Below are 14,604 nucleotides of genomic sequence, written 5' to 3'. Positions count from 1 at the left end.
TAAAATATATGAACAATTATATAATAGTAAACAGGATTATAGTGTGTAATAAGACTATACCCAATTTTCTTTCAAAACTCAATTTTTAACTCTACTTATTTTATACACTTTTGAAAAATTATAGTCAAGTTAACTTTAAAAAAATAATCATATGATTTCTCATATGATTATTTTTTAAACTCTTCTTCCAATATATCTATAATTTTTTTAGCCGCTCTGCCATCTCCATATGGATTTACAGCCTGAGCCATTTTATTATATTCTTCTTCATTGTGTAAAAGCTCTTTCAAGTTGTCATAGATAACCTTGTAATCAGTGCCCAATAATTTTGCTGTGTTGGCTTCAACACCTTCCATTCTCTCCGTTTCTTCTCTTAAGACAAGTACCGGCTTACCAAGGGAGGGCGCTTCCTCCTGAACTCCTCCTGAGTCAGTCATTACTAAGTAAACCTTGTTCATTAAATTTGAAAAGGGAAGGTAATCCAAAGGTTCTATTAAATGAACTTTTTCTTCTCCCTTAAAGTATTTGTAAGCTATTTCTCTAACTTTTGGATTTAGATGAATTGGAAATATAACTTCCACATCTTCTTCCCTTACTACGTCTAAAACAGCCTTAAATATATTTTCCATAGGCTGCCCTATATTTTCTCTTCTATGAGAAGTTAAAAGAATTATTTTTTTATTTTCAAAATCTATTTTATTTAAAAGTTCATCTTCAAATACATAATTGTCATCTATGGCATATTTAAGAGCATCTATTACCGTATTGCCAGTAATATAAATGTTTTCTTCATTGTAACCTTCTTTTAAAAGATTTTCCCTATTATTTTTAGTCGGAGCAAAATGGTAGTTAGTTAAAACACTTGTCAACTTCCTATTAGCCTCTTCAGGATAGGGGGAATAAATATTTCCAGATCTTAAACCCGCCTCCACATGACCTATTTTTATTTTTTTATAAAATGCCGCAAGCCCCGCAGAAAATACAGTTGTTGTATCTCCTTGTATAAGTAATACATCGGGTTTTACTTCATCAAATATTTTTTCAAGCCCTAACATTGAATTTGTTGTAATCTCTGTAAGTGTTTGCCCTGATTTAAAAATATTTATATCATAATCGGGTACTATATCAAAAATCTTCAAAACCTGATCTAACATCTCTCTATGTTGTCCCGTAACGGCCACTACCGATTTAATATTTTCTCTTTTTTCAAGCTCTTTTACAATCGGAGCCATTTTTATAGCTTCAGGTCTGGTTCCAAAAACTGTAAGTACTTTCATTCTATTCCTCCTTTGACCTAAACATACCTGTCATTACTCCTATTAGCAATATTGCCGCAACAATTAAAATTGAAATGACAAGCCCTACTTTAGAATTAAAATCCGAAACTAAATTAGCTAGGATTCCAAATATTATAGAAATTATATAGAGGACCAGTACTGTCTGTCTTTGACTAAGACCTAAATCTAAAAGTCTATGGTGTAAATGTCCCTTATCTGCCTGCACCATACTCTTCCCGCTTAATTTTCTACGAACCATTGCAAATGCCGTATCAAATACCGGCACTCCCAAAATTAAAACAGGTACAAATATAGTAAGAGCCGCTGCCGATTTCATTACTCCCTCTACCGATATGTAGGAAAGTACAAAACCTAAAAATAAAGCTCCCGTATCTCCCATAAAAATCTTAGCCGGATTAAAATTAAAAGGTAAAAATCCAAAACAAGCTCCGGCTAAAATTGCCGCAATTACAGCAATGTCACCATATCCAAATTTATAGGCTATGGTCATTAGTGATATTGCACATATCATAGAAACTCCGGCAGCAAGACCATCTAATCCATCTATTAAATTAACTGTATTTGTAATTCCGACTATCCAAAACAAAGTCACAGGAATTGACAGAAAGGCTAAGTAAATTATAGTATTTCCAAAGGAAAAAGGATTTGTAAAGAAGCTGATCCTCACACCACCGGCTATTAAAGATATTCCGGCCAAAAGTTGAAAAACTATTTTCATCTTTGGACTCAACCCTTTTCTGTCATCAATTAATCCCGAAATTACAATTATAGTAGCCCCCAATAATAAGCCTACAATTTTTCTGTCTACTTCTAAAAAATATAAAATACTAATTATTGTAGCTAAGTACATGGCAACACCGCCGGCTAAAGGCATGGCCTTTTTATGGACCCTTCTCTTATCTTTAGGAATATCCATAAAGCCAAGTTTAGGAGCTAACTTAATAGCTATAGGTGTTAAGACCAAAGAAATAATAAAAGCTACTACAAAAGGTGCTATTAAACTTTTCATATAATCTCCATTCTCTACTTAGTTCCGAACAATCTGTCCCCGGCATCTCCAAGTCCTGGAATTATATAGCCATGTTCATCTAAATAATCATCAACTGATCCTACATAAATATCAACGTCAGGGTGACTTTTTTGAACAACTTCTATTCCCTCAGGCGCTGCCAATATATTTAAAGATCTAATATCTTTTGCACCAAGTTTTTTTAACTCATCTATTGCCGCAACTAAAGACCCTCCCGTTGCCAACATCGGATCTAAAAGGATAATAGTTCTTTCACTTATATCCTTAGGTAATTTGCAATAGTAGGTCACAGGGTTTAAAGTATCGGGATCTCTGAACATTCCAATATGACCTATTCTCGCACCAGGAACTACGGATAAAACTCCATCTACCATTCCCAGACCTGCCCTTAAAATAGGGACTACTGCTACTTTTTTGCCGCTTATTTTCTTACCGACAGTCTTGGTTAAAGGCGTTTCAATTTCCACTTCTTCAGTCTCAAGGTCTCTAGTTACTTCATAGCCCATAAGAGCAGACATCTCTCTTACGATTTCCCTAAAGTCCTTTGAACCGGTTTCCTTCTTTCTAAGAATTGTCAATTTATGTTGAATTAACGGATGATTCATTACTATTAATTCTCCCATTGTTATCCTCCTAAAGTCCAAAAATTATTTTACCGCCACAAGCCTTAACAATTCTATTCATAACACTTGCGCCAATTCCTCTAACTTCAAAGCCTTCAATATATATTAAATCTACCTTTTCATCATCACAACGTCTGAGCATTTCAAATAAATTTCCGGCTATTTCTTCCATGTTTTCTCTGCTTCCAAGATTTAAAAGTAAATCCACATTCTTATAATCATTAACAGTCTCCTCTGTTGCAAGCACCGCAATCTTTAAATGTGAATTTTCTTCAGCTCTTTTATTTATCTCCTTTACAACTTTATCCAAATCACCTACAAAACACTGCGCTTCCGCTCTGGGAGCATAGTGTCTATACTTTTGTCCAGGCGACTTAGGAATTACCTCGCTACTTGAATCAATAATTCCGGGGTCTACTTCAATACCGGGTATTAATACCTCAATATCTTCTTTAGTAACTTTTCCCGGTCTTAAAATCATTGGCGGATTTACAGTTAAGTCCACTACTGTAGATTCAATTCCCACATCGGACCTGCCACCATCAACTACAATATCCACTTTTGAACCTAAGTCTTCAAGAACTCTATTAAAAGAAGTAGTTGAAGGTTTACCGGAAATATTTGCAGAAGGTGCAGCAATTGGAAGCATACAATCCTTAAGAATTGCTCTTGCAACTTTATGTGAGGGCATTCTTATTGCAACTGTATCAAGCCCAGCCGTCACTACCTCTGATACCTTTTCAGATTTCTTCAATATCAAAGTTAGAGGTCCCGGCCAGAACATTTCCATTAAATCTTTTGCACTGTCAGGTATTTCGCTTACTAATTCCTCCACCTGAGCTATTTCAGCAATATGAAGTATTAGCGGATTATCCTGTGGTCTGCCCTTAGCCTTAAAAATTGACTTACAAGCTTCCTTATCATATCCGTTTGCACCCAGCCCATAGACAGTCTCTGTTGGAAACACTACCAGCTTTCCCTCTTTAAAAGCCTTACTTATCCTCTTTATTTTATCATCTTCAATATTATCTACATCAATTTTTATTATTTCAGTATTCATCTATATAATCAGACCTTTCATACAAATATTATTATATCAATGTTTACATACTCACACAAGAAAATAAGAGCCCTTATAATAATTTAATAATATCTTAGATTTTAAGGTTTAATATTAAAAATTATATATACTTATAAGAAAATATTATAACATATTTTGCATAATTTACTCTTTTAAAAACTCTATAATAATACTGCTAAAATTTCCATTACCTTATTATTTAGAAAATATTTTTAAATTTATTATCTTCACATTTTTCATAATTGATTATTTAAAAAACTATGAAACCTTTACAATAACTACATTTATATCATAATATCATTTATAAATATGTCAATTTATGCTATACTATTTATGACGAAGTTTTAATATTAATATTAGGAGGAGTAATATGAACAATCCGTGGGAATATGATGATTTTATTTTTAATGGCGATGAACTTAAAGGAATGACTAGAAAGGGTAAAGACAGAGTTAAAAACGAAGGACTTACCGATATGATAATACCCGAAACCACACCTGATGGCCTGCCAGTAAAGAGAATAGGCGAAAATGCTTTTTATAGAAGAAAATTGACCTCTGTAGTAATACCTAAAACTGTGGAATCTATAGGCTATGATGCCTTTGGCGTTTGTAGTTTAGTTGAAGTTGAAATTCCTGAATCAGTAACAGAAATAGATGCTTTTGCATTTTATAGAAATAAACTTAAAAAAGTAAAAATGAGTCCAAATGTTAAAAGTATTGGAATTAATGCTTTTTCATTAAATGAATTAGAAGAATTTGAACTTCCAGAGGTTTTAGAAACAATAGGTTCTTCAGCCTTTTATAAGAATTTACTTACTGAAATTAAGATTCCTAAATCAATTAAAAGTATTGATATGTATGCATTTAATAAGAACAGCATTTTAAACGTTGAGATACCTAGCACCATTGAATTTTTACACGATAGAGCTTTTGATCCTAATACAAATGTAGATATGATTTAATTGAAATTAAAAATCAGCTGCCTTGACAGCTGATTTTTTTATTTAAGCTTAATTAAAATCTATTTAATTGAACCATTTCACTAAATGTTTCAAGTTGAGTTTTAACTTGACCAAAGTCTTCCATTTGTTGGTCATAACCCATCTTTATTAGAGGTATTCCCTCTGCTTCATAGGCTTGTTTCAATGAAGGATATTCCATTTCCTCAGTATCGTTAAAGTTCATCATAAACAGTAGACATCCATCTGCGTCATTATCTATAGCCAAGTCCACTACATACTTAGGTCTCTTCCAAATATCCGGGTCGTAAAGTATTGGATCTTCATCCATACGTGCAAATTGATCTGCAAGTGCCATCATTGGATCTTCAATGGACATATCAATATCCACCTTTAGTCCTCTTGACTCATGAGCCACATCATCTGCAACTATACAAATTTTATAATCATCTAAAACTTGTAATAGACCAGGATTATCAGCTATAATTCCGCTGGTAACCACTCTACTTCCATCCCAATCTTCCTCAGGCATAGATTTCAACTCTTCATTTAACTTCTTTAAAAGTTCATTGTGTTCATCTTTTAGCATAAAGTATGAACTCTTTAATACATAACATCTGTCGGAAGCTTTAATAGTTTGCGGATGAGAAGCCGCAAGTTTTATAAACTCTCTTTTTAAAGCTCTGTTTTCATTATAAACTTCAAAAGCTTTTTTTAAGTTTTCATCTGTAATTTCCACATCACAGATTTTTTCCAATTCCTCTTTAGCCTTATTGAAAATTGTCGCATTATAAACTTTTCCAAATTCTTCTTTTCTGTGTTGTCCATGGTTTAAAAATACCATTGGTATTTCTCTTCCCGCACTTACTTTATAGTTTTGAGACAGTGGTCTTAAAGTATCGTCTAAAGTTGTAAGTATTGAAGCTGATAGTCCATCAAGTGTACCATCTAATGCCATTTCTAAACATCTTAGCGCTAAAGAATAATAAAATGTCGGGAAGTATTCCTTAGCTTTTTCAATAGGGCCTACTCCGCCCCAAACTCCCATAGGAACCATTCCACCAGCATATACTATCTCTTCAGGAGCATAGTATGGGAATATCCCCACTGCTTTTTTACCTTCAGCAAGGTATTTATCTAGTTGCTTCCTTGGATTTTTTGCAATATATTCAAATTGTTCTAACAAATTTTTAACTTCACTCATAGCTACTACCCCTCATTATTAAATAGTTGGTTTTGACCAATCAGTTTCTTTCGTATTTTCAAAGTTTGTATAAACATCTTCGCCCTTTGCTTCTCTTTCAGCTTTTCTTTCATCCATAATTTCCACAAGACCTTGAACTCTTGTATTGTATTGCTCTGTAGAGAAGTTTCTCTCATCTGCTTGGTCACCGTCAAAGTGTACTACTGGAATATCCAAGTCTTCCTTCCATCTTCTTTCAATTTCAGGCATAGCACCACTCCATGGTTTACAACTACGGTTGTAGTTAACTAAAGCACCGCTGATTCCGTTTTCTTTAGCCATAGTTTCACGCCATTCAACACCGGTTTCAATACATACTGAACATGGAGCCTTACTATATGCAGCAGCCATCTCCCTTACTCCGTCATATCTAAATCCAAATGCAGGAGCATATACTACAGCTGTTACGTTTACTCCGCTATTTTTCAACGGTTCAAATAAAGGTCTAAGAGCCGGCCAACAAGGTATACCTTCAAAAAGAATTCTGTGCTCCTCAGGATATTCCCAAGTTGAAGTTCCCTCTCTAACTGACTGTTCAAATTCTTGAGCCAGTATTTCAAAACCAAGTGCAGCATCTTCATCACATCTTGCAGCTACAATGTCAGCCATGTGGTTAAATAAGTCAAAACCGCTTAATGGAGATGGTTTATATTGCATATAGGAACAAGCTTTTAACCAAGCTGCAGCTGTTCTATTAGCCACGTCACAAGCATCCTTAAATTTCTTTTCATCAAATTTCTTACCAGTTAACTCTTCAAGTTGTTTAATAGCGTATTCAAATTGAGCAACCATATAATCAACTTTTTCTTCCGGTACTTCAACAGTATTTGAAAAAGGTACGTCAACCATAATTAGTGGTATATTGTGCATTCTTGCAAGGTTCTCATACCATTTAGTCATCATATTACAAATATTATTACAGCATAGTACAAAATCCGGTTGAGGCATCTTTCTAGAGTCTGTCGGCTCACCGGCAGCATATGCCAAGTTAATTCTGGCATATCCGCAGATATCATTGTCATAACCCATATCTTCAGCAGCCTGACAAAGTCTTAAACCATCTTTTTTAGCTGCAGTAGTAGCAGCATGATTTTCAGGATATACTACGTGCAAATCAAAAGCCTTTGCTAATTCAATAGGAAATTTAGATGAACTCCATCCTACCAGTTCTCCTCTTTCCTTAGCAGCCCAAGCTTCACCATAAACCTTATCTACTACGTCTCTAAGCATAGCAGCTGCAGGTTTATAACCCTCCACCGGTCTTGGCTTTATACCAGGTATCTTTTCTAACACTTTCTTTTCCATATTTTCCTCCTATATATGACTAAACTAACTTTTTACTCTTTCTCTCAAGATTTCTTTGCTTTTGATAAGCAAATAAGGCAGCTCCCAAGGCGCCATTTAATTGACACATAGGACTTGTGTGAATTTTATATCCTGTATTTTGCTCAAGAGCTCTTACCATTCCTTTATTTAAAGCCACTCCTCCGGTAAATACCACGTCGTCTTTTAAGCCTATTCTCTTAGCCAAGCTACCTACCCTACTTGCTATAGAGTAGTGGATTCCCTTTACTATATCTTCTATTTTAGTTCCCTTTGCAAGCTGAGATATAACCTCAGATTCAGCAAATACAGTACAAGTTGAGCTAATAGTTACATCCTTTGTAGCCTTTGCGTCAAGATCCTGCAAGTCACTTACATCTACTTCCAATACTCTTGCAATTACGTCTAAAAATCTACCTGTTCCTGCAGCACACTTGTCATTCATTACAAAGTTTTCCAAATGACCGCCATCGCCAATTTTAAGAGCCTTCGCATCCTGTCCGCCTATATCTATAATTGTGTGTACATTTGGAAATAGAAAATGCGCACCCTTAGCGTGACAGGAAAGCTCAGACATTTGCATATCCGCTTCCTCCAAAGCATTTCTACCGTAACCTGTTGCCATAGTGAAACTGATGTCATCCATAGTTAAATTAGCCTTTTCCAACACTTCACTCATTACTCTTGAAGGTCCGGAAGTTCCCGCTCCTACATCAACTACTGCAGTTGCAACTATTTTCTTTCCATTTTCCAATATTACACTTTTTGAAGCTGTTGAACCAATATCCACTCCCATAGTATAAATAGTATTCAATTATTTATCCCCTCTTATATATCATTTATTTCTATATATATTATATCATTTTATTAGCTAAAACTTAACCTCATAGCCTTTTTTATTGTACTATTTATTAATATCTTTGTCAAATGCAACGTTTGCAGCCTTTGGCTATGACTTATAACTGAATATTATCTTTGTGCTAAATTTGATAGCCTTCAACTTAGTAAATTACCTTTAGGATTATTATTTGAGATATTTTAATACTTAAGCTTAAAATAAAGTAACGCTTTCATCTTCATTTTTATCATAATAATAGACCTTAGCGAAATTTCTAAGGTCTATTATTGAAAGTCTCATTTAATCAATTTCAACTTTTATTTCTTATAAATATTGTCAAAGTCCCTTATTATTCTTGGAAGTAACATTTGATGTACCGGACAGATCTTTTCAGGATTTTGATATACACTTTCTGTAAATGCAAGGATGTAGTTTCTCAATAAATTCATATTTACAACTTCATCTACAAGTCCAGCTTGTGCACAATAAAGCGGTCTGGATTTTTCAACATAAGCTTCAATTAATTTATTCATTTTATCAATTGTAGGTTGTAAATCCTTTCCGGCTTTTTTATCCTTCGCAAGTCTTCTTGAGTACATTGCCACTGAAGCAGTTTCACCGTTCATTACGTTAATTTCAGTAGCTGCTGTTCCCAAACTGAAAGCATTTGTATCATTACCTTGAGGTCCGCCTAAAACGTAGTGTGCCGCTGCAGTACCCTTTCTCAATGTTATTTCCAGTTGAGGAAGGTCTGATTGCTGAATTGAATAGATAAGTGATTGACCAAGTCCTAGTAACTCAGCTCTCTCTGCATCATCGCCAACGTCAATTCCGGAAGTATCTTGAATCCAGATTATAGGTAATTTATCTCTTGCACAAAGAGTTACAAATTCATTCATTTTTATTAGACCTTGTCTATAAAGCTTTCCGCCAATACCTATTCCCTTTTCAATATATTCAGGATAGTTCATTAGGAAGCCTTGAACGTTTGCTACAACTCCCACTAAAAGTCCGTTTACCTTAGCAAGACCTGTTACCATTTCCGGACCATATCCGTTCTTATATTCCATAAATTCTGAACCGTCAAATAATCTTGCCATAACTTCATAGATATTGTAAGTTCTCTTAGGGTTCATTGGAACTAATGAATATAAATCATTAGGGTCATATGCAGGGTACTTTGGATCATCTACTCTAAAGAAATCTAAGTCATAAGCAGGAAGCATATCTATATATTTTTTAATACCCTCAATCATTCCGTCTTCTTCTACGTAAACCTCTCTAAAGAAACCTGTTTCAGCAAAGTGAACACTTACTGATCCCGGAGGAGTTGTCTTTTTAGCATTCATAGTAGCATCTGCTATTTGATTTGCTCCCTCTTCATCAATATATCCCTTAGGATTCATACCACCAAGAATTCCCGCTCCACCAACTGCCATATTAGCATCTTTGTGAGCTACTAGAATTGTAGGTGAAATTGAGTGGTATCCACCACCTGCCGGGTTAGTTCCATAAATTCCAACGATTACAGGTACTCCCAATTGGTTGAGTTCAGCATTTCTAAAGAAAGGAGTTCCTCCACCACGTCTGTTTGGATAAACTTTTTCCTGTACGTCAAATTTAACACCTGAACAGTTTAGTACATATACTAGAGGTATTCTTAAACGTTTAGCAGTATCACTTGCTCTAATTAGGTTTTCAGCTTGTCCTGGAACCCAAGCTCCTGCAAGTTTCTTATTGTCAGAAGCCACAACTACTGCCCATTTTCCGTTAATTCTTCCAAGTCCTTTAACGATTCCCGTTGAGCCGTTATCATTTTCCTCAGGATTAAATAATGAATTTAACGGACACCAAGTTCCCTCATCTACTAATTCCGCTATACGTTGTAATGCTGTCCACTGTCCTGATTCATTAAGAGATTCATCAGATCTACCAGCACTTTGAGCTGCAACTATATGCTCATAAATTTCCTGTTCTACCTGTCTAACTAATTCTGTGTTCTCAGCATCAGCAGCCTTAAGAGGTCCACCGATAGTTCCCATATTTTTAAAATACGAGTTCATTGAATATTGTCCCATTAATATCCTCCTTATTATTCCTTAGGAACTTGAATGAAAGCTTGTCCTGGATCTATTTCTTCTCTAATTAACTTAATTACACTTTCCTCAGGTTCATCTAATAGAACAGCCTTTGAAACATCAATATCAAAACCAGTGTTTTCTATTATTTCTTCAGGACTTGAAGTTGGATAGTATCCAGCAAGGTACATTTTCTTAGTTTCTTCATCGAACTTCATAATACCTCTATCAGTTACTACCATTTGAGGACCAACATTTCCTGGAAGTCCAGCTCTTTCACGTCCCCCAGGGCCGTCCATCCAGCCTGGAGAAGTAATATAGTCAATTTTTTCCATAAATCTTCTTTTTTCGTGTTGCATCATAATAATTGTGTTAGTGTATGTTGCAATTCCATTTGCTCCACCTGAACCGGTAAATCTGGTTTTAGGGTTGTTATAATCTCCTATTACTGTTGAGTTTACGTTTCCGTAAGGGTCAATTTGAGCTCCGCCTATGAAAGCAACCATTCTTTTTTTATCATGTTGCCACTCACAAGCTTCAAAGCCTATAAATCTAATATTAGGCCATTGAACAGCACAGTGTGCCATAAGTCTGTTATCTCCAACAGATCTTGGAACCTCAATTGGTGCACAGTCCATTAAACCACTTTCCACTATAAGTGTACAATCCGGTGCATATACTCTCTTAGCTAGTGAAGCACCGATTAGTGGAAGGCCTGTACCAACTATTACAATTTGACCGTCCTTTATCTGTCTACCTATAGTAACAGCTTGCATTTCTTTATTTGTATAATTATCGTATCTTGCCATTATTTTTCCTCCTTTAGAACATTAGTAGCATATCCAAAGCCCGGAACAACATGTAAATTAATAAGTCTAGTAGCTCCTAATTTAGTTAAATATTGGTCGTGATCTTCAATATCATAAACCCATTCTTTCATATAATCAGCGAAATCTTCATCAGTCTTACTTACTACGTTGTACATTTTGAAAAAGTCTGCATCATAGTCGTAGTAATCATAACATTGAGAAGGATGTGCTCCGTAAGGCACATGAACTACTGCATCTACACAGAATCCTGGTATTGAATTCAAAGTAGGCTCTCTTCTTATTTCTTCATTACTTACTAATTCTTCACAAGTTACGATAGTTTTTCTTGCTGCTACTGCAATATCTACATCATGGAATTCATCTCCGATTATTCTACAAGTTCCATCCGGAGAAGCCATCTGTACGTGAATAATAGCTGTATCAATTTTTGGAACCGGTACTGCTATTACCTTATCTCCTTCTTTAAAAGGATTGTCTAAGTAAAAGAATTTATCATTTGGAAGTTTATCGATTTTTTCTCTTTCTTCTCTTGAAATTCCCCATTTTTCAGCAACATCTGTACCCATCATAAGCTTAACTGCTAAGTACGGTAATCCTAAAGAAGCTGCATGAAGTCTTAACATCTCTACGTCTTGAGAGTAGTCTTCCATTAAAAGCTCGCCCTTTTCAACAGCTGCTCTAAATCTTCTGGAAACGTTAGTATAGCCTGAGTTCGCAGTGTAGCAATTTATATATGCCTTAACTCTGCCTTCTCCAATTAGCATATCCCAATCTCCACCTGCAGGTCCTGCTTCACCTATAAAATCCTTTTGTCCTTGTCTAAGAATTTCATATACAGCTGCATAGGGTTTTCTGTTTGTTGTAAATCCGCCAAAAGACATTACATCTCCATCTTCTACGAATTTACTTATAGCATCCTTTAAACTATAAACTTTACTCAAAGTAATACCTCCTTATATTTTTACACTAACATACTTATTATATTTAAACATAAACAATTGAGAACCCTAGGATTCTCAACTGTAAGTTTTATTAACCAAAAATTATTAGGAACACCCCTGCCGCTACAGCAGATCCTATTACTCCAGCAACGTTTGGTCCCATTGCGTGCATCAGTAAGAAGTTTGTCGGATTGTACTTTCTTCCTTCAACTTGCGATACTCTCGCTGCCATAGGTACTGCAGAAACTCCTGCTGAACCTATTAGAGGATTTATCTTACCTCCAGTTGCATAGTAAAGTACTTTTCCGAATAAGACTCCTCCTGCAGTTGAAAATGCAAAGGCAAAAAGTCCAAGTCCAATAATTGCCAAAGTTTTAACACTAAGGAAAATCTCCCCATTTGCAGTTGCCCCAACAGTTAAGCCTAACATTATAGTAACTATATTCATTAAAGCATTTTGAGCTGTATCAGACAATCTATCAACTACTCCGGATTCTTTAAATAGGTTACCCAACATCAACAATCCAAGTAGCGGTGCAACTGATGGTAACAATAGTGCTGTAAATAACACTACTACTACCGGAAATACAATTTTCTCAGTTTTAGAAATTTTTCTTAATTCAACCATTTTTGTTTCACGTTCTTTTTGAGTGGTAAGAAGTTTCATAATAGGCGGTTGAATTAAAGGTATTAGTGCCATGTATGAATAGGCTGCCACTGCAATTGGCGCAAGTAAGTGTGGTGCCAATGCATTTGTTGTATAAATTGCTGTAGGTCCGTCAGCTCCACCTATAATTGCTATTGAAGCTGCTTCCTCCATAGTAAACAGTCCTGTTGCTACTGCCAATGTAAAAGCTGTGTAGATACCAAACTGTGCTGCTGAACCCAATAACAGTGATATTGGATTTGAAATTAAAGGACCAAAATCCGTCATAGCCCCTACACCCATAAATATTAAACAAGGGAATAGGTTGGATTTTACCCCGCTGTAAATAATTCTTAAAACACCTTGATCATACCAAGGTTCAGTCTCAAGCATTAGATTTGCTTCAGGTAAATTCGCAAGTAGCATACCGAAAGCTATCGGAAGAAGTAGTAACGGCTCAAAGCCCTTTCTAATAGCTAAGTAAATAAGAATAAAAGCTATTAAAAACATTACCATATTTCTCCACTCAAGATGTGCAAATCCTGACTGAGACAAGATTTCTGATAATATACTAAAAAAACTCATCGTTAACTCCCTTTATCTTATTTAACTTCAGCTAGAAGTTGATCTGTATCTACATTGTCTCCTTGGTTTACTTTAATTGAAACTGTACCTGATACCGGTGCTACGATTTCGTTTTCCATCTTCATAGCTTCTAATATAAGTACTACATCTCCAGCTTCTACTTGAGAACCTTCTGCTGCTACAATTTTCCAAATATTTCCTGGCATTGGTGATAAAATTTGTTCTCCACCTGTTGACGCTGCGCTAGCCTTTGGCGCTTCTGGAGCTGGTGCCGGTGCTGCCTTTGGTGCTGGAGCTGGTTGTGCCGGTTGTGGTGCAGCTTGTGCTGGTGCTCCAAAATCAGCCATTGTTAAAGACTTAGCTCCACCTGATACTTTTTCTACTTCTACTTCAAAAACTTTTCCATCTACTTTTACTTGATATTTCATGCTTCTACTCCTTTATTAATATTATTTTTGTTGTTAATTAGATAAATCTGCTTCTGCACTTACTGCTCCCACTATTGCTGCCACAAGAGCATCATCACTTTTACGCTCTTCAATTGAAGTTATAGTAAACTTGTCTACAGATAGTTTTGTTTCTTCACTTACAGCTCCTATTATAGCCGCTAATAAAGCTGTATCTACCTTGTCCTCTACTACCGGTTTTGCAGTTGGCTTTGCGGGTTGTTTTGGACCTGCATCTCCCTTGGGAGTATTCTTTTCAATTGCACCTACAATTTTAGAAACAATTGTAATAAAAACTCCTAGACAAACTAAAGCTAAAAATACTAACGCAAAACCTGTTGCTGATATTTTTAATGCATCACCTACTGTCCCCATTGTCATAATAACACCACTCAAAATCTACACCTCCTAATATGTAATTCCATATAGTAAAATTAATTTCAACTTTAAACTCATTATAGCAAAATGGGATTATAATATCAACCAAACTTTGTCAAAAAAACAACGTAAATGTAAATTACTTTTTACGCATTCCTTTACTATAATAAAGCATTATAAGTAAAAAAGAATACCTTTATTTATCTGTCTAGATCAGACTAAGCGAAATCACCACAAAATTTATTTTTATGTAAATTTAAAATTAATTTCACAATTAACTTTAGTAATAGCTCCACTTATGTT

14 protein-coding genes are annotated in these 14,604 nt (G+C 35.2%); 1 reads left to right on the top strand and 13 read right to left on the bottom strand.

The features are described 5' to 3' along the window. Window positions 1-167: 167 nt before the first annotated feature. The 4 genes from wecB to EF514_RS06110 are packed head-to-tail and all read right to left on the bottom strand — an operon-like array spanning window position 168 to window position 4,011. Window positions 168-1,277 carry a non-hydrolyzing UDP-N-acetylglucosamine 2-epimerase gene (wecB, locus tag EF514_RS06125; RefSeq protein ID WP_127724550.1) on the bottom strand — a complete coding sequence of 370 codons (1,110 nt, stop codon included), beginning with the start codon at window positions 1,275-1,277 and terminating at the stop codon, window positions 168-170. Window position 1,278: 1 nt separating this feature from the next. After that, on the bottom strand, window positions 1,279-2,307 hold the full coding sequence (locus EF514_RS06120) for a glycosyltransferase family 4 protein (RefSeq protein ID WP_127724549.1): 1,029 nt from the start codon (window positions 2,305-2,307) through the stop codon (window positions 1,279-1,281). 14 nt (window positions 2,308-2,321) lie between these two features. After that, complete coding sequence (gene upp / locus EF514_RS06115) at window positions 2,322-2,951, bottom strand: uracil phosphoribosyltransferase (protein ID WP_127724548.1); 630 nt, start codon at window positions 2,949-2,951, stop codon at window positions 2,322-2,324. Between the two features lie 10 nt (window positions 2,952-2,961). After that, window positions 2,962-4,011, bottom strand: a complete 1,050-nt coding sequence (locus tag EF514_RS06110) for an L-threonylcarbamoyladenylate synthase (protein WP_127724547.1) — start codon at window positions 4,009-4,011, stop codon at window positions 2,962-2,964. Between the two features lie 391 nt (window positions 4,012-4,402). On the opposite strand from EF514_RS06110, the gene EF514_RS06105 reads away from it, so the two are divergent. Beyond that, entirely contained in the window at window positions 4,403-4,996 is a 594-nt protein-coding gene (locus tag EF514_RS06105) for a leucine-rich repeat domain-containing protein (RefSeq protein ID WP_127724546.1), read from the top strand. 52 nt (window positions 4,997-5,048) lie between these two features. Here the strand turns inward: EF514_RS06105 and EF514_RS06100 are convergent, their stop codons facing one another. From EF514_RS06100 to EF514_RS06060, 9 genes are all read right to left on the bottom strand, one after another. Then, window positions 5,049-6,197, bottom strand: a complete 1,149-nt coding sequence (locus tag EF514_RS06100) for a 2-hydroxyacyl-CoA dehydratase subunit D (RefSeq protein WP_127724545.1) — start codon at window positions 6,195-6,197, stop codon at window positions 5,049-5,051. An 18-nt stretch (window positions 6,198-6,215) separates the two neighbouring features. Further along, window positions 6,216-7,541 carry a 2-hydroxyacyl-CoA dehydratase subunit D gene (locus tag EF514_RS06095; RefSeq protein WP_127724544.1) on the bottom strand — a complete coding sequence of 442 codons (1,326 nt, stop codon included), beginning with the start codon at window positions 7,539-7,541 and terminating at the stop codon, window positions 6,216-6,218. A 19-nt stretch (window positions 7,542-7,560) separates the two neighbouring features. Further along, on the bottom strand, window positions 7,561-8,355 hold the full coding sequence (locus tag EF514_RS06090) for an acyl-CoA dehydratase activase (protein ID WP_164845560.1): 795 nt from the start codon (window positions 8,353-8,355) through the stop codon (window positions 7,561-7,563). A gap of 359 nt (window positions 8,356-8,714) precedes the next feature. Next, window positions 8,715-10,475, bottom strand: a complete 1,761-nt coding sequence (locus EF514_RS06085; RefSeq protein ID WP_127724542.1) for an acyl-CoA carboxylase subunit beta — start codon at window positions 10,473-10,475, stop codon at window positions 8,715-8,717. A 14-nt stretch (window positions 10,476-10,489) separates the two neighbouring features. Beyond that, entirely contained in the window at window positions 10,490-11,284 is a 795-nt protein-coding gene (gene gctB, locus EF514_RS06080) for a glutaconate CoA-transferase subunit B (protein WP_127724541.1), read from the bottom strand. Continuing rightward, window positions 11,284-12,246, bottom strand: coding sequence for a glutaconate CoA-transferase subunit A (gene gctA, locus EF514_RS06075; RefSeq protein WP_127724540.1), 963 nt, complete (start codon window positions 12,244-12,246; stop codon window positions 11,284-11,286). The genes gctB and gctA overlap by 1 nt, the downstream gene beginning before the upstream one ends. Before the next feature lie 91 nt (window positions 12,247-12,337). Continuing rightward, a complete protein-coding gene (locus tag EF514_RS06070) occupies window positions 12,338-13,477 on the bottom strand; it encodes a sodium ion-translocating decarboxylase subunit beta (protein ID WP_127724539.1) in 1,140 nt (379 codons plus the stop codon). A gap of 17 nt (window positions 13,478-13,494) precedes the next feature. Beyond that, window positions 13,495-13,905, bottom strand: a complete 411-nt coding sequence (locus EF514_RS06065) for a biotin/lipoyl-containing protein (protein WP_127724538.1) — start codon at window positions 13,903-13,905, stop codon at window positions 13,495-13,497. Between the two features lie 33 nt (window positions 13,906-13,938). Then, window positions 13,939-14,319 (bottom strand): OadG family protein, encoded by a 381-nt coding sequence (locus EF514_RS06060; protein WP_240649020.1) that lies wholly within the window; start codon window positions 14,317-14,319, stop codon window positions 13,939-13,941. Between the last annotated feature and the right edge of the window lie 285 nt (window positions 14,320-14,604).

Source organism: Anaerosphaera multitolerans (assembly GCF_004006535.1).
GTDB lineage: Bacteria > Bacillota > Clostridia > Tissierellales > Peptoniphilaceae > Anaerosphaera > Anaerosphaera multitolerans.
This window is presented reverse-complemented; position numbering and strand designations above follow the sequence as displayed.